The organism is Sediminibacillus dalangtanensis, from assembly GCF_017792025.1.
Taxonomy (GTDB): domain Bacteria; phylum Bacillota; class Bacilli; order Bacillales; family Amphibacillaceae; genus Sediminibacillus; species Sediminibacillus dalangtanensis.
This window is the reverse complement of record NZ_CP046956.1, coordinates 2,012,686-2,030,571: the sequence shown is the minus strand read 5'-3', so window position 1 is coordinate 2,030,571 and position 17,886 is coordinate 2,012,686. Positions and strand designations below refer to the sequence as shown.

Annotated in this window: 21 protein-coding genes and 1 other RNA gene; 16 read left to right on the top strand and 6 right to left on the bottom strand. The window is 42.7% G+C overall.

What is annotated here, in order from left to right; genetic code table 11:
* Positions 1–15: 15 nt before the first annotated feature.
* On the bottom strand, positions 16–603 hold the full coding sequence (gene recU, locus ERJ70_RS10190) for a Holliday junction resolvase RecU (RefSeq protein WP_309507426.1): 588 nt from the start codon (positions 601–603) through the stop codon (positions 16–18).
* A gap of 132 nt (positions 604–735) precedes the next feature.
* On the opposite strand from recU, the gene ERJ70_RS10185 reads away from it, so the two are divergent.
* The 10 genes from ERJ70_RS10185 (at position 736) to ERJ70_RS10140 (ending at position 8,715) form a co-directional block, all read left to right on the top strand.
* Positions 736–1,692 (top strand): DUF2515 family protein, encoded by a 957-nt coding sequence (locus tag ERJ70_RS10185; protein ID WP_209369029.1) that lies wholly within the window; start codon positions 736–738, stop codon positions 1,690–1,692.
* Positions 1,693–2,005: 313 nt separating this feature from the next.
* A complete protein-coding gene (locus ERJ70_RS10180) occupies positions 2,006–2,323 on the top strand; it encodes a hypothetical protein (RefSeq protein ID WP_209369028.1) in 318 nt (105 codons plus the stop codon).
* Positions 2,324–2,358: 35 nt separating this feature from the next.
* Positions 2,359–2,730, top strand: a complete 372-nt coding sequence (locus ERJ70_RS10175) for a DUF1798 family protein (RefSeq protein WP_209369026.1) — start codon at positions 2,359–2,361, stop codon at positions 2,728–2,730.
* Between the two features lie 86 nt (positions 2,731–2,816).
* The gene (locus ERJ70_RS10170; protein WP_209369024.1) at positions 2,817–3,224 is read left to right on the top strand and encodes a cytidine deaminase; all 408 of its coding nucleotides are present in this window, start codon (positions 2,817–2,819) and stop codon (positions 3,222–3,224) included.
* 776 nt (positions 3,225–4,000) lie between these two features.
* Positions 4,001–4,381, top strand: coding sequence for a spore coat protein (locus tag ERJ70_RS10165; RefSeq protein WP_209369022.1), 381 nt, complete (start codon positions 4,001–4,003; stop codon positions 4,379–4,381).
* A 92-nt stretch (positions 4,382–4,473) separates the two neighbouring features.
* Positions 4,474–5,034, top strand: a complete 561-nt coding sequence (locus ERJ70_RS10160) for an SLOG family protein (RefSeq protein WP_209369020.1) — start codon at positions 4,474–4,476, stop codon at positions 5,032–5,034.
* Between the two features lie 115 nt (positions 5,035–5,149).
* A complete protein-coding gene (gpsB, locus tag ERJ70_RS10155) occupies positions 5,150–5,461 on the top strand; it encodes a cell division regulator GpsB (protein WP_209369019.1) in 312 nt (103 codons plus the stop codon).
* Positions 5,462–5,569: 108 nt separating this feature from the next.
* Positions 5,570–5,952, top strand: an RNA gene (rnpB, locus tag ERJ70_RS10150) — RNase P RNA component class B.
* Positions 5,953–6,072: 120 nt separating this feature from the next.
* Entirely contained in the window at positions 6,073–7,203 is a 1,131-nt protein-coding gene (locus tag ERJ70_RS10145; RefSeq protein ID WP_209369017.1) for a THUMP domain-containing class I SAM-dependent RNA methyltransferase, read from the top strand.
* A gap of 12 nt (positions 7,204–7,215) precedes the next feature.
* Positions 7,216–8,715, top strand: coding sequence for a carboxypeptidase M32 (locus ERJ70_RS10140; protein WP_209369016.1), 1,500 nt, complete (start codon positions 7,216–7,218; stop codon positions 8,713–8,715).
* A 311-nt stretch (positions 8,716–9,026) separates the two neighbouring features.
* On the opposite strand, the gene ERJ70_RS10135 is transcribed toward ERJ70_RS10140, so the two are convergent.
* Entirely contained in the window at positions 9,027–9,587 is a 561-nt protein-coding gene (locus ERJ70_RS10135; RefSeq protein ID WP_209369015.1) for a hypothetical protein, read from the bottom strand.
* A 142-nt stretch (positions 9,588–9,729) separates the two neighbouring features.
* Here ERJ70_RS10135 and ERJ70_RS10130 point away from each other — a divergent pair, with 142 nt between their 5' ends.
* The 4 genes from ERJ70_RS10130 (at position 9,730) to ERJ70_RS10115 (ending at position 12,665) form a co-directional block, all read left to right on the top strand.
* Positions 9,730–10,497: an SDR family NAD(P)-dependent oxidoreductase gene (locus tag ERJ70_RS10130; RefSeq protein WP_209369014.1), complete on the top strand. Its 768-nt coding sequence runs from the start codon at positions 9,730–9,732 to the stop codon at positions 10,495–10,497.
* 126 nt (positions 10,498–10,623) lie between these two features.
* Positions 10,624–11,712 (top strand): type III polyketide synthase, encoded by a 1,089-nt coding sequence (locus tag ERJ70_RS10125; RefSeq protein ID WP_209369013.1) that lies wholly within the window; start codon positions 10,624–10,626, stop codon positions 11,710–11,712.
* Positions 11,709–12,227 (top strand): isoprenylcysteine carboxyl methyltransferase family protein, encoded by a 519-nt coding sequence (locus ERJ70_RS10120; protein ID WP_209369012.1) that lies wholly within the window; start codon positions 11,709–11,711, stop codon positions 12,225–12,227. Before ERJ70_RS10125 ends, ERJ70_RS10120 begins: the two co-directional genes overlap by 4 nt.
* A gap of 99 nt (positions 12,228–12,326) precedes the next feature.
* Positions 12,327–12,665, top strand: a complete 339-nt coding sequence (locus tag ERJ70_RS10115) for a DUF6123 family protein (RefSeq protein WP_209369011.1) — start codon at positions 12,327–12,329, stop codon at positions 12,663–12,665.
* A gap of 177 nt (positions 12,666–12,842) precedes the next feature.
* Here the strand turns inward: ERJ70_RS10115 and ERJ70_RS10110 are convergent, their stop codons facing one another.
* From ERJ70_RS10110 to ERJ70_RS10100, 3 genes are all read right to left on the bottom strand, one after another.
* A complete protein-coding gene (locus ERJ70_RS10110; protein ID WP_209369010.1) occupies positions 12,843–13,232 on the bottom strand; it encodes a reverse transcriptase-like protein in 390 nt (129 codons plus the stop codon).
* Positions 13,233–13,392: 160 nt separating this feature from the next.
* Positions 13,393–14,088 carry a queuosine precursor transporter gene (locus ERJ70_RS10105; protein ID WP_209369008.1) on the bottom strand — a complete coding sequence of 232 codons (696 nt, stop codon included), beginning with the start codon at positions 14,086–14,088 and terminating at the stop codon, positions 13,393–13,395.
* Between the two features lie 193 nt (positions 14,089–14,281).
* The gene (locus tag ERJ70_RS10100; RefSeq protein ID WP_026570171.1) at positions 14,282–14,482 is read right to left on the bottom strand and encodes a cold-shock protein; all 201 of its coding nucleotides are present in this window, start codon (positions 14,480–14,482) and stop codon (positions 14,282–14,284) included.
* Between the two features lie 320 nt (positions 14,483–14,802).
* Between ERJ70_RS10100 and ERJ70_RS10095 the strand changes: the two genes are divergently transcribed.
* On the top strand, positions 14,803–15,657 hold the full coding sequence (locus ERJ70_RS10095) for a DUF72 domain-containing protein (RefSeq protein ID WP_209369007.1): 855 nt from the start codon (positions 14,803–14,805) through the stop codon (positions 15,655–15,657).
* Positions 15,658–15,675: 18 nt separating this feature from the next.
* A complete protein-coding gene (locus ERJ70_RS10090; RefSeq protein ID WP_209369005.1) occupies positions 15,676–16,296 on the top strand; it encodes an HD domain-containing protein in 621 nt (206 codons plus the stop codon).
* A 435-nt stretch (positions 16,297–16,731) separates the two neighbouring features.
* On the opposite strand, the gene ERJ70_RS10085 is transcribed toward ERJ70_RS10090, so the two are convergent.
* Positions 16,732–17,820: a C40 family peptidase gene (locus ERJ70_RS10085; RefSeq protein WP_209369003.1), complete on the bottom strand. Its 1,089-nt coding sequence runs from the start codon at positions 17,818–17,820 to the stop codon at positions 16,732–16,734.
* Positions 17,821–17,886: the final 66 nt, after the last annotated feature.

Below are 17,886 nucleotides of genomic sequence, written 5' to 3'. Positions count from 1 at the left end.
GCATCTTCCTCCGATCTAAAAATAGAGCTGATCTAAAACATCCAAATAATCCACTTTTGCCTGAAACTTAAATGGGATAAGGTGACCAGCTTCTTTAATGTCTGAATAGGGTATGGATTTTCTCCCTCCATTATATTGACTTTCCCAGTAAGAGAAAAGTTTCATGGATGGGAATAAAAAAGTTTCATTCAACATAGAGAAACGGACAATCAAAAAACTTATCCCTCCATGTTCATTCACCTGCTTCATATGTTTCACCTGATGGTCATGCAGGTTGGAAAGGGGAAAGGACGTTTTGTTTTTTGTCTCTTTTGCTTCAAAATCAATATATTTTCCTTTATATATTCCATTATAGTCCGTTGTCGATGCTTGCTTGAAATAGGCTTCCTTGATAGTTGCTGCGCTACGTTTCGGGTAATCCACTTTGACGATTTGAACCGGTGTCGGTTTTTTATGAATGACTGCTTTGTTCATCACAAGGTAATGTTCATTCGTGTCATTGATGTCTTCTTCGAGTGTCATCCCTCTGTTGCCAAAGGCGGGTTCTTGCAAATTTTTTCCTGATGTACGAAAAGATTGCTTCTTTCCGTTTGGGTAATTCATGTTTATTCCTCCCATACATGAGAGTATCATACCAGAAATACATGGCTTATGAGAACTAAAAATCAAAAAAAACAGTGACAAAACCCGGTATTTTTCCAGTATTTGCACAAGCTATACCAGGAGGCGGTGAAAATGTGGAAGGAACAACAGGAACTCGTTCGTTATATTGATTCGGCGACCCAGCGCGCCAACGTGGACAATGTAGCTAGAACGAAGGCTTACCTCGCTTATTACAATCGGCACCCTGAAATAACCTGGTCGTTCCTGGCGAGCATGGTGTCACGGAACGCAGGCTGGAATATTACCGATTTATATACACCTGTAATGGCCGGTTTGCTACCCAAAAGAACAAGAAAAAGGTTGTTTTCCACTTATGAACGGGCTAATTGGCTGATTTTTTCGGATGCCTATCCACAGTTGCTTATTTACCAATTCTCTAAAGAACAAGGCGGTCCGTTATTCCATCTTTTACAGCAGTTTAATGTTTCGTTATATATGCGCCGTGAATGGAAACATTTTTGGGAGAACAAAAACGGTGATCGATTGATGCAAGCCCAAATCATCAATGAACAAAATATTATCCAGCGCCCTGTTATCGAACATCCTTATTTCCGAAAAAAAGTTTTTATGCGACTTCCATACTTAGTTGAAGATTTTTTTCTGCTGAGCGCGGTTTTATTTCCACAGCATAAAGGCTCTGTTATCGGCTCCTATGTGTATGATTTTTCTAATTTAAACAAGCGGATCCTGCTGGGAAAAACATTGGCCGCAAAACTTTTCGACCCCAGCAATTTCTCCAATATCCTTGAGTTCGCCAATACCGTTGAGCCTACCGGTTCGAGAAGCGAATATGAAGACTTCCTAGAGATCAAGCATCCTTCATTCCGGGCGCCCGATTTGCGAGCGATTATCAAGCCAATCGAGCATCAGGATAATATTCGTGAGGACTGGAGTGTAAATGGGGGTATAAAGCCAGAGTGGCTGCTTCCACCTGAAGTGACAGAGAACGATAGAACTTTCGAGCATTTTTATCGAAAGAGAAGAATGCTTGCCCTCATTTGGCAGGTCAAGCAATCAATATGGACATAACAAATCCGGACCGATATAGTTGGCCCGGATTTGTCATGGTGTTATACAGATGGCCGGTCGGGACCATCCAGCTTTTTGTTTTTGTACTCAGTTTGCTGCTTTTTTTCATTTTTACGATCTTTTTTCAACTGGTCTTTAGACTTATCGGTCATAACAAAACCCTCCTTATTTCTATTGTTGTCAACCAGACGCAAAACATACAGGTTTCCCGGTTAATTTGTCTGCTTGCTTCTAGTTTTGTCGGCACGGCAGGGGACTGTAGGTTCCTTGCAGAATCAATGTGAAAACAAGCTAAAAAGAGGAGAGATGACCAATGGATTTTGCCGGGAAGACTGTTGCCTCAAAAAACGGAGTGTCAAAACAGGTATTTGAAAAAGCATATGTAGAACTATCTGACAGAGTACGACTGATCGACCAAAAACTTGCTACAAAGGCTGATGAAGTAGTGCTTACCCTGGCGCTTTCCCATCGTCAGGAAATTGAAGAACTGCAAGAAGAGATAGTAAAACTGAGAAAGGAAATAAAGCAGCTGAAAAGCAAAAAGGAAGAACAGAAGCTGAATCGGTATGTTGGCAAAAAAACATCGTTTTGGCGATATATGTTTAAAAAAATGCAATTTGCCCGTAAATAATGATACAGTAAGGAAAGAAAGGCGGGCGATAGGTAATGGAGTTAACAGCATTGACCAATCAACTCAAACAGGAACTCAATTCTTTGAAGCAGCGGTTTGAAGAGAGCGAAAAACCAGAGAATAGAAGAGATAAGCAATTTTTTCTGTTCGTAAAAGAAGAAACAACTCCATTTTTCGAGATGGTAAAGGAATGGGAAGAAAAGGCTCTCCAATTCGTGAAAAATAAAGAAGTGACAGTACACCCACAACAAATCGCGTCTACAAGCGATAACCTGCAAATTATCTTATTGAATAGTTATTATATAGATACACCGAAAACACGTTATATGGAAATGCACCAATCGATTCATTATGTTTTGGATCAGCTCCTGGCCGATATAAACAGAATTGAAACCAGCCCCGAATAGCGGAAAGTGACAACATGCAAACCTTTACAGAATAAATTTTTTCTTTTATAATTATTTTCCCGCTAGAAGAAAGGGTGCAAAGATGAATGGACCAAAACCAACTATTCGAGAAGGCGAAAGAAATTAGAGAGAGGGCTTATACGCCATATTCCAAGTTCCCTGTAGGGGCTGCTTTATTGACGAAGTCCGGGAAGGTATATCAAGGCTGTAATATTGAAAATGCCGCCTATCCGGTAAGCCTTTGTGCTGAAAGGGTGGCCATTTTCAAAGCCATTTCGGACGGTGTTACTGATTTTGCCGAAATGGCTGTTGTAGCTGATACTGGCCGTCCCGTGTCACCGTGTGGCTCTTGTCGTCAGGTGATGAGTGAGTTTTTTGACAAGAAGATGCCGATACATATTGGAAACCTGGAAAATGATCGTAAAACGATGTCAATGGAAGAGTTACTGCCGTTTTCATTTGAATCTGCTGATCTTCCTGTTGAAGATGAATAAGTGTGGGAACGACCCTGTTGCTGAACAGGGTTTCGTTTTTTATAGAAAGCTGTTTTCTAAATTGTTATTGCGAAAAGAGTATAAACTGCGCAGTAACTTTGATTGGAAGTTTCATTTCATTGCCTCTTCAAATTGAGTGGTAACCACCACTTCGGTAGCATACTTCGCTTTCCGCGGGCACGGCTTCAGCTAACTTGGTAAAGAAAACCGCTTTACCAAGTGGATCTTCAGCTCGAGCTTTTCCCGCAGGAGTCTGTGTTTGCTCCCTGCGCTAAGAAGCATGCTGACTAGTGCTAGCGTAGAAACTTTTTTCCTGGAAACCCAACAAGACTTCTTAAAAAACAGTTGTCAGGAAACGCGTGCTTTTCTTCCTAGAAAACAGTTGGGGTTCCGTCTTTTCTCCTTCTCTTGGACTTTTTGCTTGTTTTTCTAGCTGCATGCAATATGAAGTGATTCAAGAGAAAAATGTCTAGTACAGTTTATAAACAGGAATCTGTTCCAAGCGAAGGAAATACCCGAAGACTCCTGCGGGAGAAAAGGCCTCGGTGAGATCCCGCAGAGCGTTAGCTCGAGGAAGCTCACCAGCCGCCCGCGGAAAGCGCAGGGTATTTCCGCAGCGCTGGACTACACCACTACTATAAAAAGGCTAAGGTGAAAACAATTCGCTCGTTTGCCGGAATGACATTTATATCAATATTTAGGTTTCTGTCTCAGACATGTCTTAGCCTCCTATCATAGATTATTAGTGAACCTAACATAAAGAAAGGAGACTGAAAATGAGACATCACCACGGCCCGCATTGCGGCTGTCCAAAACAGATTGTATATCCGACCCAGGAAAATGTCGTACACCATTGTACAGAGGAAACGGTCGAGCATATTCACCCATCCCATACTACCATCATGAATCACCACTTGGTTAAAAATCAGCATGTTTATCCTCATTCCACTTCTGTAGGCAATACCGTAGATAGTGTGGATCAATACGGCGGTTCTTTTAACGTGCCACCTAACCAGGTAGCAGGTGCTGCAACACCTCCCGGGGGGCCGGGCAATCAGGTAGCAGGTACCATGAGTCCAGGAGGACCAAACATGGGACCGGGATATCAGCAACCGTTTGGCATGAAGGGTTGGAAGAAACCGAAAAAGTGGTGCTAATATAATTACGGAAGAGCTGGTTGCTAAATTTCAGCCGGCTCTTTGTTTTACACCCGATCCCTCTTTACACATAATCAAAAGGAGGACTACATATGGATGTACTAGCCGTCACCGGGTATAAACCGATGGAAATGAATATTTTCAAGCAGGATGATCCCAAGATCAGCTTTGTTAAAGCGGCAATTCAAAAAAAGATTATCGGATTTATCGAAGAAGGGTTGGAATGGGTGCTTATATCAGGACAAATGGGTGTTGAATTATGGACAGGGGAAGTCATTATCGATTTAAAAGAAACATATGATGTAAAGCTTGGTATTTTCCCGCCATTTACCAATCAGGAGAGTCGCTGGCCGGAGCAGATGCAGCAAACTTATCAAGAGCTCCTTATGCTGGCCGATTTTCAGCAGCCGATTTATCAAAGTGATTATAAAGGTCCTTATCAATTCAAAGCGAAAAACAAGTGGATGGTCGATAAGAGTGATGGCTGTCTGATTTTGCTTGATGAAGAATACCCCGGTAGCAGTCGTTTTTTCCACGAGGAGGCCAAGAAAGCAAGTGAACAGAAGGATTACCCGATTTACACGATCACACCGCTGGACTTAGATGACATCGTCCAGGAGATACAAATGGAGGACCCTGACTACTGGTCCTGATCCCGCACCATCTGCAAGATTCTTTTTTTGTTATACTTCTGACAGTAAAAATTGACATTCGGTCAATGTTTTGAAAAAATAAGAGATAAGTTGTACGAGATATGAGGTGATATGGATGAGCTTAGATCGTATTCAATTGACAGGGAAAGATATATTGGAAAAGAACTTTAAGACTGCAATGCGCGGGTATAATCAGGAAGAAGTAGATGAATTCCTCGATGTTATCATTCAGGATTATGAAGCTTTTCAACAGGAAATAGAGCGGCTTCGCCAGGAAAACGACCGGTTGAAAAGACAGTCCGATCAAACAAGAACCCGCACAGCAACTGCAGCAAGTAACCACCAGGTTAATTATGACATTTTAAAAAGGGTCTCCAATTTAGAAAAAGCTGTTTTCGGAAAGAAATTTGCAGATGCTGATTCCTGATCTTTTGGCTATCATTACCAATGCGATACGCTAGAGAATGTGTTATACTAAGTATTGTCGCATTGACGTGAAACGAAGATGATATTACAATAGATAAGCAATGAATGGATGTTTGAGTAATCGCTGCACATCAAATATGTGTAGAGGAAAGTCCATGCTCACACAAGCTGAGATGCTTGTAGTGTTCGTGCTTGACGAATTCATAAGTCAAGGTAATCCTTTTTGGATTAACGGCAGGGAAGATACCTAAGTCATTTGGATATGGTATTGCAACCTTGAAAGTGCCACAGTGACGTAGTCAGGCGGGAAACTGCTTGAGTGGAACGAGGTAAACCCCACGAGTGAGCAACCCAAATATTGGTAGGGGCATTCTCTAGTAGGGAAACGAACCGAACGAGAGCCAGGCATTCGCCTGGAGATAGATGATTACTACTTGCGTACGAGGTTGACCGCCGTTTGCAGTACAATAGTACAGAACATGGCTTATAAAACATTCATTGGTCGTTGCTATGATCAGGAAATATGCAGCCCTTTCTAACAGCAGTCCAGCGTTAGAGAGGGCTTTTTGTTTTACATAATTTTCAAAATAGATACAGGAAAGGAATTCATTTATGAAGCAGCAAGTTACATTGATCGCTACAGCAGCCATGGGATTAGAGGCAATAGTCGCCCAGGAAGTACGTGCGTTAGGGTATCAGGATACAACCGTTGAAAATGGGAGAGTACTTTTTACGGCGGATGCAGCTGCTATCCCGAGGTGCAACCTTTGGCTGCGGACGGCTGACCGTATCAAGGTGCTGGTAGGCCAGTTTGAGGCTAAAACGTTTGATACCTTATTCGAACAGACCAAGGCTCTTCCTTGGGAACAATACATACCCGAGGATGGGGAATTCCCGGTCATCGGAAAATCGGTGAAATCCACGCTCTATAGTGTTTCCGATTGTCAGGCTATCGTGAAAAAGTCAGTTGCAGAACGTTTGAAACAGAAGTATGGAGTTGCTTCCTGGCTGGAAGAGTCAGGAGGATTTTACCGAATTGAAGTCGCCTTACATAAAGATCAGGTCACATTGTCTATCGATGCCTCGGGAACCGGATTGCATAAACGCGGTTATCGGATTGGTCAAGGTGAAGCACCGTTAAAAGAAACCTTGGCAGCTGCTTTAGTGAAGCTTACTAACTGGAGAGCAGATCAACCATTCGTCGATCCGTTTTGTGGTTCTGGTACCATACCGATTGAGGCAGCCCTTATTGGACAGAACATCGCTCCAGGCTTTAATCGCGAATTTGCTTCAGAATCCTGGGAGCTTGTCGGCAGTGAGCTGTGGGAGAGAGCACATGAGGAGGCGGAAGATTTGGCTGACTACGACCAACCGCTGGATATTACCGGATCTGACATCGATCACCGGATGATCGAAGTGGCGAAGGACAATGCCATGGAAGCGGGACTCGGCGAACTCATTGCATGGAAACAGATGCAGGCGAAAGATTTTCATCCACGGCAGGCAACGGGTTATCTTGTGGGAAATCCTCCATACGGAGAACGAATCGGTGACAAAGCGGAGGTAGAAAAAATGTATCGGGAGTTTGGCAAAGTGATGCAGCAACTTCCCGGATGGAGTGTTTATATTCTTACTTCCAACGAACGTTTTGAAACGTTATATGGAAAAAAGGCAACAAAGAAAAGAAAATTGTTCAATGGTTATATCAAAACAGACTATTACCAATATTTTGGAGGTAAATAGGGGGAGATCGGTTTGACAGATAACAAACAGTTAGAAGCGGATTTTTTAGAATTATTGAAAGAACAAAAAGCCTATCAAGAAGCTTTGGCGCTTATCCAATGGGATTTACGCACAAAGATTCCTCCTAAAGGGGTCGATCAGCGTTCGGAAGTCATCGGTTTTCTTTCACAGAAAGTGTACCAGATTGCTACCTCTGAGAAAATGAAGCATTTCATTGATTCATTAAAAGGGAAGGCGTCCAGTCAAATTATCCAACGATCTCTGGAAGAATGCGAAGAAGCGTACGACCGCAACCGAAAGATTCCAGAAGTTGAATTCAAGGAATTCACGATGCTGCAATCCAAATCGGAATCACTATGGCAGGAGGCCCGGGAAAAAGGGGATTTCAACCTGTTGCAGCCATACTTAGAGAAGCTTGTCGAGTATAATAAGAAGTTCGCAGAATACTGGGGTTATGAAAAAAATCGCTATGATGCCCTGCTGCATGTTTTTGAACCAGGTGTGACAACCGAGCTGCTTGACGAGGTTTTTCCTGAGTTGAGAAGGTCCTTGACCGGATTGTTAAAAAAAATAACGGCATCCGACCGAAAGCCGGATCCGTCCATCCTTCAGAAACATTTTCCAAAACAAGACCAAGAAAAATTCACTCTGGAAATTCTGAACCGGATGGGATATGACTTTTCGGCAGGGCGTCTGGACGAAACGGTTCACCCGTTCGCGATTGCAATCAATCCGAAGGACGTGCGCGTTACGACAAGATATGATGAAAATGATTTTAGGATGGCGGTCTTTGGTACCATCCATGAAGGCGGCCATGCCCTGTACGAGCAGAATATTGATCAAGCGTTGGCTCAAACACCCCTCGCTGATGGCACTTCAATGGGGATCCATGAATCTCAGTCGCTATTCTGGGAAAATTTGGTGGCTAGGAGTGAAGCGTTCTGGGAAAACCATTTTTCTTTATTCCAGGACATAGCGCCTGACGACTTTGGCAATATTTCTTTCTCCGACTTTTACCGGGCGGTCAATGAGGTGAAGCCTTCCTTGATCCGGATTGAAGCAGATGAACTGACTTATTGCCTTCACATTATGATCCGCTATGAGCTAGAAAAAGCTTTAATCAATGACGAAATAGAAGTAAAAGATCTTCCGGCGCTTTGGAATCAAAAAATGGAGGATTACTTGGGAATCAGGCCAAGTTCTGATAGGGAAGGAGTGCTTCAAGATATCCACTGGGCAGCAGGGGATTTCGGTTATTTTCCTTCGTATGCCCTTGGATATATGTATGCGGCTCAATTCCATCAAAAGCTGAAAGATGCGATGGATGTAGAATCTGCTATCAGGTCGGGTGACTTTGCAGCCATTAAAAACTGGCTGGGAGAGAACATCCATCAATACGGTAAGTTGAAAAAACCGTTAGAGATTTTGCGAGATGTTACGGAGGAAGGATTGAATCCGGAATATCTAGTGGAACACTTGCAAAGCAAGTATGCAAGGATTTATCAATTTTGAAGAAAGTCTTTATCTGAACTGTTTTTTTTAGACATGTGGAAAAGGAGTCGTTTTCCTATCGGGTTTGTCTAGGTGAAATTGCGGAGTCTTTTTCGATAAAAGGAAGATAACAAAAAGGCTTGGATTCGTTCCAAGCCTTTTTGCAAGGTAAGTAGGTAAAAACTTGATCTGTGCTGTCCAGTTGCAGCGCCTATCCCCTAAAGGTCTTACGCCAATTCTTTATGAGGCGGCAAGAAGCGCCACTCAGAGATGTGGCGAATTCAGCCTGTATTCCTTTTAACAGGCATTTCCGCATTTCTTAAATCGATTACTTAGCTTAAAGCGTCTGCCATATTAGGAGCGAACATATCCTGACCTTCATAAATCGAGGTGATTTGTTCCTGGAATTCATCCCATTTTTCCTGTGCAGAAGATAAATCAGGTTCAAGAGCGGAGGCATCGATAGCCTTTTCCATTTCGCTGTAGTAGTCACCAAGCGATGTGATGGCCTGCTCGTAGCTTTCTTTTACGTCGTCTGGTACATCTGCTTCAAATTGATAATTCTCCAGTTCAGCCTGTGCATCTTTGGCTGCTGTCAAAGCTTCTTCAGCAGATGCTTCGGTGTCTTCGTCAGTAACTTCCTCATCTTCTAAGTTAGCCTGATACGCATTGATTTTTTGCTGATAAGGACTGATTGTACTTGTAAAGTCCATCTGCGCGTTAAGTAACTCTTTCTTTAGTTCTGAATTATCGGATGACTCATCGGATTGTGTATCCTCATCCTGCTGTTCAGCTGCACTGTCATCAGCAGTCTCATCCTCATTGTCAGATTGGGAGCAGCCTGCGATGGTTAATGCGGAAATAAGACCTAGCGATAGTAAAAACTTCTTCATTTGATAACCCCCTGTTAAAATTGTTTGAATTCTTTGTAGCCAAATAGTAGTTTAGTACTGAATCGACAAAAAGTAAATAATTTGAAGAAATGTTTTAATTGTCTTAATATTTTGATTTGAAAAAAGAAAAGGAGGATGCGCGATGTATTTACCATCGTTTCGATTGGATAGAAAATTAGCTGTTATTACAGGGGCAAGTAAAGGGATAGGCAGGGCAGTCGCTCTTTCCTTTGCAGAATCAGGCGCTGACCTAGTACTTATAGCCAGGAACAAGGATCCTCTTCAGGGGGTCCAGAAAGAAGCAGAGGAGTTAGGAAGCAACGTAGTGACAATCTGCGAAGATGTGAAAAATTATTCGAGCATCATTCGGCAACTCGATGACACAATCGAAGATCGTGATGTGGATATCTGGGTTAATAACGCTGGCATCAATATTCGTAGCCAAGCAATCGAAGTCACTTCTGAAGAAATGGACCAAATCATCGACATAAATATGAAAAGTTCTTTTTTTCTTGCCCAAGCTGCAGCCAAACGAATGAAGAAACAGGGTGGAGGTAAAATAATTAATATGTCCTCAGTCGGCGGGCACGTGGCTTTGCGGACAGGAGTAGTCTATGCAATGACGAAAAGTGCAATCATTCAAATGACGAAAAACCTAGCGATGGAATGGGGTGGAGACAATATACTCGTCAATGCTATCGGACCATGGTATTTTCCGACAGCATTGACCGAGGAGTTGCTGAAAGATGAACAGTATGTTTCCGATATTTTGGCCAGAACACCATTGAAACGCATTGGGAAGCTGGAGGAACTGGCTGGGGCAGCAGTGTTTTTGGCTTCAGATGCAAGCAATTATGTAACCGGACAGACGTTATTTGTGGACGGAGGTATGACCATATATGGATTTTAAGCCGACTCTGTTTAAAGTTTAAATAATTCTATTGGAGAAGAGTCCGGCAAATGCTTGTTAATTCTTTTTCAAATGAGGGTACATAGTTACGGGATGGTAAATAAAGATATTAGAAGAGGTGCTTATATGTCAGTTATCGGATCAATCGGGACAAGTCTTCCGGAGTACACCATGGAACAAGAGGAAATCAAAACACTGGTTGAACATATTTTTCCACGTCCGGAAAGAGAATTAAACCGGCTGCTTCCCGTGTTTGAAAATGCGGCAGTGGAACAACGCCAGTTCGTCGTACCAAAATCGTGGTTTTCTGAGCAGCATTCCTTTGTGGAGCGAAACCATATCTATCAAGAAGAAGCACTTAGACATAGTATTTCTGCAATCGATGCTTGCTTAAATAACGAGGACTTTTTAGATAGGTCGATTCCTTATGAAGCAATCGATTCCATCGTTTTCGTCTCCAGTACCGGCATTGCGACCCCGTCCTTAGATGCCTATATTATGAACGAACGAGAATTTCGGGATGATGTCCGCCGTATTCCATTGTGGGGACTGGGCTGTGCTGGGGGCGCCAGCGGTCTGGCACGTGCCCACGAGTGGCTTACCGCAAATCCTTCTCGTGTTTGTCTTGTGGTAAGTGTGGAATTATGCAGCCTGACATTTCAGAAAGATGACGACCGTAAGAGTAATTTCATTGGCACTGCCTTATTTGGGGATGGGATTGCTGCCGCCCTATTAGTTGGCGAAGATTCTCCATATCAGGTATATCGAAAAAAGGCTGCACCTCGGATAACCAAAGTAGACTCGAGAATAAAGAAAGCGTCATTGGATGTGATGGGATGGGAAATTGCTGACCATGGCTTTGAAGTAATATTTGCCAAAAGCATTCCCCAGATAGTCAAAACATTCTGGAAGCAACACGTTCTTTCATTTTTAGAAGCACAAAACACCAAAGAAAACGATTATGCATTCTATGTAGCACATCCTGGTGGGAAAAAAGTACTTCAATCGATAGAGGAAGTGCTCCAAATAAGTGATAAGAAGTTGCTTCACTCTTATGAAGTTTTAAAGCGGCATGGTAATATGTCTTCAGCAACAGTCTTTTATATTTTGCAAAAGTGGATGCAGGACGACATTGACCCTGGTGAAAGAAGTTTACTGTCCGCTCTAGGGCCAGGATTCAGCTCCGAGTTGTTGGAATTGGTGTGGGCTTCATGAATTGGTGGATGGGCATCTTGTTCGTGTTTTTGGTTTTACAGCGTTTGATCGAGTTAGGCATCGCCCGTAGCAACGAAAACTGGATGAAAGAGCAGGGTGCGGTTGAATCCGGCGCAAAACATTATAAATGGTTTGTCCTGACTCACAGTTTGTTTTTCGTTAGTTTATGGGCAGAAGCACAATGGAAAGATCTGTATCAGCTTGAGCTGAACATCTATCTTTTTGTCCTGTTCGTCATCACACAACTACTGCGCATATGGTGCATTGCTTCACTCGGAAGGTTCTGGAATACAAAAATTATTATTCTTCCTGGTGCAAACCTTGTTAAAAAAGGTCCTTACCGCTTTATCAAGCATCCCAATTATTTGGTCGTATTATTGGAATTGATCATTATACCGCTGATGTTTCATACATATATTACGGCAATTATGTTTCCGTTCTTTCATCTCTTATTGTTGCGGGTACGAATTCCGGAAGAGGAAAGAGCGTTGGGTGCATTGGAAAAGGGGCGGTAATAGACATAGGAACGAATGTTCTGTATAATGATTTCCATGAACCATGTTACACTGGATAAGTGATTTTTTCAGGGAGCAAAGTTTGCAGGAGTGATGATAATGGCAAAGGAGTTAGAAAAAAGACATCCGCTGGGATACTTTATTGAAGACTTATGGACGCAAGGATTTAAATTGTCAGATGAAGATATTCATTTTATTTATTTAGGGAAGAACACAACCAATGCTCCGGACTGGATGACAATTAAAGCGTTGAAAGTTACCTTGCAATTCCAACTCCACTTTGATGGCAGCTTCTTTTTAAGCGTTCTGGAGCTTTTTGCTGGGGAACGTGTGAAAACAAACACCCAGGCAGACCGGCTGCTTCGGGATAAAGGGCTTTCTGTACCAAGCAAACCTCAAGAAACAAGGCCTGCTATAACGGGGGAATGGCTCCGTTGAAGCAGGTCTTTTATTTGCAACGCTTCCGGCTTTTCGCGAACAAAAAGAAAATGCGCGCTTTCTAGAAATCATGAGACCACACTTCCACGCGGAAGGAATTCGTTCTCTCCTTTCAAATTCACCGCAATAAGAAGATTTGCTTAGATGTTTTTCAAAAGCAAAAAAAGCTATCGAGCTTTAATTAAGCCGAATAGCTTGCCGTGCCAGCTGATCTGCATGTTTATTCTGCTTTTCGGGAATCCATTTAATAAAAAAGAGAGGGAAAGTTTCTATTTGTTTTCTTATTTCTTGTAAATATGGCAGGAAGGTTTGATTTTTCGTGAAATCTTTTTCGATTACGTCGACGACTAACTTGGAATCTGAACGGAAGGAAAGGATCTCATCTTGAAAGTTTTCCCTGCACACTTGCAATCCCTTGATGACAGCTTCAAATTCTGCCTGATGGTTCGACATAGAACCAAGCGGAAATTGATAAGCGTATGTTTTCTTCCCGTCTTTAATAAAAATGCCCACTCCGCTCAAACCAGGATCCCCGCTAGCAGCTCCATCGGTATATACTTCAATCAATTCATTTCCTCCTTTTTTAAGAAAGAGACGCAGTATCCCTTCAGGTGTGCGCCTCTTCCGTTATCATTTTTTTAGAATTTATGTTTCTTAATAAAATTACGTGTGCATTCATAGTGGGTAGTCTAAAGCTTGTTGCATGAGAAGACTAAAAATGCAAGAGCTATACTGCTTCCTCTGTTGGACGTTCGTTATGCATATGTTTTGCCCAATATAAGAACGGTGTATCGATAGCAGCTACAAGAAACTTGATTATATACGTAGTGAAGAAAATTTCCATCCATACTCCCAATGGGTATTCACCAAAAAAGGCAATCCCGCAAAAGACTGCACTGTCCAGCAGCTGACTGACCATGGTGCTGCCGTTATTACGCAGCCAAAGGTACTTTGAACCAGGGAAAATTCGTTTCAGTTGGGCGTAAATCCATACATCGAAGTATTGGCTGATAATATAGGCCGCCAAACTTCCTGCAGCAATTTTTGGGGCTAGACCAAAAAGGGTTTCCATCGCACCTTGCGCAATGTCATCCACACCTGGTTTAAACAGTAAGGCCACCTGCATCATAATGGTCATGGCGATCAATGTGAAAAATCCCAGCCATACAGCTTTCTTCGCATCTTGTTTCCCATATTTTTCATTTAGTATGTCGGTAGCCAAAAAGGCTGTACCATAGATGATATTACCAAGTGTCGCAGTTAGACCGAATAGTTCAATTGTTTTCACTACTTGGATGTTGGCCACTACTGTAGACATCCCGATCCAGACAAATAAACCTGGTTTGCCGAATATACGATAAACAACAAGCAACATGACAAAATTTATCAGTGCAAATAAGATCCATAACAATTCGTTTTCCATTATTCATCCTCCTTAGTTTTGATAACGCGGGAGATTGCGAACCGCGTGCATAAAAGCAACAAAGATATATTATACTGGCAAGCAGACGATTATGCAATCCGCTCCTAAGATTCTGATAAGGAGTTAGGCAGTACCAGTTTATAGACAGTAAAAAAACGGTGATCATCAGGATCACCGTTGGAATTATTTTCATTTATTGTTTTGTTACATTAGCAGCTTGTGGTCCGCGTTCGCCTTCGACAACTTCGAAAGTTACTTCTTGGCCTTCTTCTAATGTCTTGAAGCCTTCTTCTTGGATAGCAGAGTAATGAACAAATACGTCATTCCCATCCTCTAGCTGGATAAAACCATAACCTTTTTCGGCATTAAACCATTTTACTACACCATTTTGCATGTAAATAATCCTCCTAAAAACCTGCACGTAACACGTGGAAATTTTACAAAAAAGATGGAAAACCGTCTCTTGAAATGTGCTCTTTGTATGAAGGAAGCAACATCAGTCAGGAAAGCTCTCTCACCTTGTTTGCTTGAATCAAATATAGCGCATTTTTTTAGACTAGTCAAGGAATTCAATCATGAAAACCCTGGTTTGTCAAGGTACAATTTATCAACATTTAACGTAGCTCGAAAAATGCTATTCAGGATAACTGTCAGTAGATAATAAATCGAATGTATACTACCATGAATATAACCATTGCTGCGGAGGGAGAAGAAATGACAATCAACATAGGAGTGACTGGTTGGGGGGACCATGAGTCTCTTTATCCGGATAAAATAAACCCGCGCGACAAGCTTGCTGTATACGGTTCCCATTTCCCGGTTGTCGAAGTAGATACTGCTTTTTATGCGATACAGCCAAAGCGTAACTATGAAAAGTGGGTAAAGGATACACCAGAAGGCTTTTCTTTTGTAATAAAAGCATTTCAGCGCATGACCGGTCATGACCGCCAGCCGTTAACTGTTCAGGAAGCAAAGGAAATGTTTCAGGCTTATCGGGAATCGATTGAGCCTGTTGTTGAAGCAGGAAAGCTGAATGCTTTACTGTTTCAGTTTCCACCTTGGTTTGATGTCAGCAAAGAAAATATCGCCAAACTCCGGAAAATAAAAGAATTGCTGCCCGATTTGCCACTTGCACTCGAATTCAGAAATCGGTCTTGGTTTAATGATAAGTACCGCAAAAACACTTTAGACTTCATGCAGGAGGAAGGATGGATACATACCATTTGCGATGAACCTCAAGCCGGGGAAGGATCGGTTCCGACCATTTTGGAGCCAACTCATCCTGACAAAACACTGATCCGTTTCCATGGAAGGAATGTTCATGGTTGGAATCGCAATGGGAGAAGCGACTGGCGTGCAGTGCGATTCTTGTATCGATATAATGAGCAGGAACTGATTGAATGGAAACGACATATTGAAAACCTTGCCAAGAAAACAAAGCACATAACAGTCCTGTTTAACAACAACTCGGGAGGAGATGCAGCCGATAATGCAAGACAAATGATTGCTTTATTAGGTATCAAATACGACCATTTAAACCCCCGGCAGCTTGATTTTTTTAATTTTTGAAAAAAAGGGCGTGGCTATATGAATCCTGTACACTTACGTCAAATTGAAGCATATGTCTATCGGAAATTCTGCGAGGAAGGTACCGGTCATGATTATTCACACATGAAAAGGGTCGCCTCCATGGCATGTATGCTTGCCGATCGGGAGAAGGCAGATAAACAGATTTCGGAAGCGGCTGGCTGGCTCCATGATATAACGGATGACAAATTAGTGGATGATCCGGCTGCCGCCAAGCTGGAACTTGTTCAATTTATGAAGGATATTGGAATTAAGGAAGAAGAGCGGAGTGCGATTGATAATGCGATCGCTGATGTTTCTTATCGTTACGGCCACAACCAGCCTAAAACGTTAGAGGGACAGATTGTCCAGGATGCAGACCGACTTGACGCAATCGGGGCAATTGGAATAGCTCGGGCTTTCGCTTTTGGTGGAGCTCACGGCCGATTGATCTACGAGGAAGGAAATGACCAGACGACCATTCAGCATTTTTATGATAAATTACTATTATTGAAGGACTTAATGAATACGGATTCCGCAGCAATGATTGCAGAGGAGCGCCATGAGATCATGAAGGGCTTTCTGCGTCAATTTCACCTGGAATGGGAAGTTATGGGAGAGTCGTCAGCAAACCCACTGTAGAAAAGGTGCATAAGAAAGGCGTAGAGCCTTGCTCTGTCGGCAAAGAAAGCTCGCCCATCCCCGACAAGCTTAAGCAAAGCCTCGGAGTGGCGATTTTTGCCACATAGAGGAATGGCTTAAGACTTCGAGGGGGTAGGCGTTGCAGCTGGACGCAGAAATGCGAAAGCGCCTTGCCCACCCCCGACAAACTTAAGCAAAGCCTCGGAGTGGCGATTTTTGCCACATAGAGGAATGGCTTAAGACTTCGAAGGGGTAGGCGCCGCAGCTGGACGCAGAAATGCGAAAGCGCCTTGCCCACCCCCGACAAACTTAAGCAAAGCCTCGGAGTGGCGATTTTTGCCACATAGAGGAATGGCTTAAGACTTCGAGGGGGTAGGCGCTGCAGCTGGACAACATCACGTCCGTATCCTCTCTGAACTAAAAAAAGGCAGATGATCAAGGCTGTATGCTTAAACGTTTTGCGCCGAGATAGCGAGGAGTCCAGTAGGGATTATCCATGTTACTTATTTCGACACCTCGTGATTCACCGGCATGAAGAAATTTGCCGTCGCCGACATAAATCCCCATGTGTGATGGCCCTTGTTTATAGGTTTGAAAAAAAACAAAATCGCCTATCGAAGGAGATTCGACTGGTTTACTAACATTCCATAATTCATTGACCGTCCGCGGGAGCTTGATGCCATGAGTTTGATAAATATATTGAATCAAGCCGCTGCAATCGAACCCGTCCGGAGATGTACCGCCCCAAGCGTACGGGGAGCCAACCAATTGTTTCGCGGTCTGAATGACTGCTGCCGGTTCGACAGCTGCTGATGCCTTTTCTGCCGGTTTTGGAATTGTTTTTTCTGGTTCTTCTACTTCTTCCGTTTTCTCTGTTGTAGAATGAGCTGTTTGTTCGGGTTCTGGTTTGGCGTGTTCCGGTAAATCTTCCTTTACCTCAGCCGATTCATTCTCTTTGGCGAAGAATGCTTCGATGGTGGCTTTATCGATTCTTTCCTTCGGCCTAACCCCATTATCTTTTTGGAAAGCAAGCAACGCTTGGGCTGTCATCGGCCCGAAAATTCCATCTACTTCCATTTCATAGTAACCGAAGTACTGGAGGGCATTTTGTATCTTTTCGATATCCTTTCCGGTTTCGCCGGGATAAAGGGCTGCGTCTATTTCCCTTAAAGGAGTCAATTGTTCGTTTCTTTCCTCTATAATCAATTTCTCTACGGTCTGTTTGTCTGCTCTTCCAGAGACCATCAAATCATGTTCTTTTTGAAATTTTTTCAGGGCATATTCTGTATATATACCGAAATCTCCATCAATTGGTTGAGAAAAAAACGACAGATTGGACAATTTATGCTGCAAAATTTTTACAGATTGATTATGCTGGCCGTAATAGAGTGTATTGGATTCCTTGATCATTTGATTTTCTAAAACAGGATATGCGTCTACATAAAAAGCAAATGGTTGGGTCAGCACAAAACCATAAGACATTGAATGCTTGACGACATGTTGAACACTCGCTTCAGTAAGCATGCCAAAACCCCTTTCCGATTTGTGCTCTTAACAAGATGTATGTAGAATGGCCGTGAATATGATTGG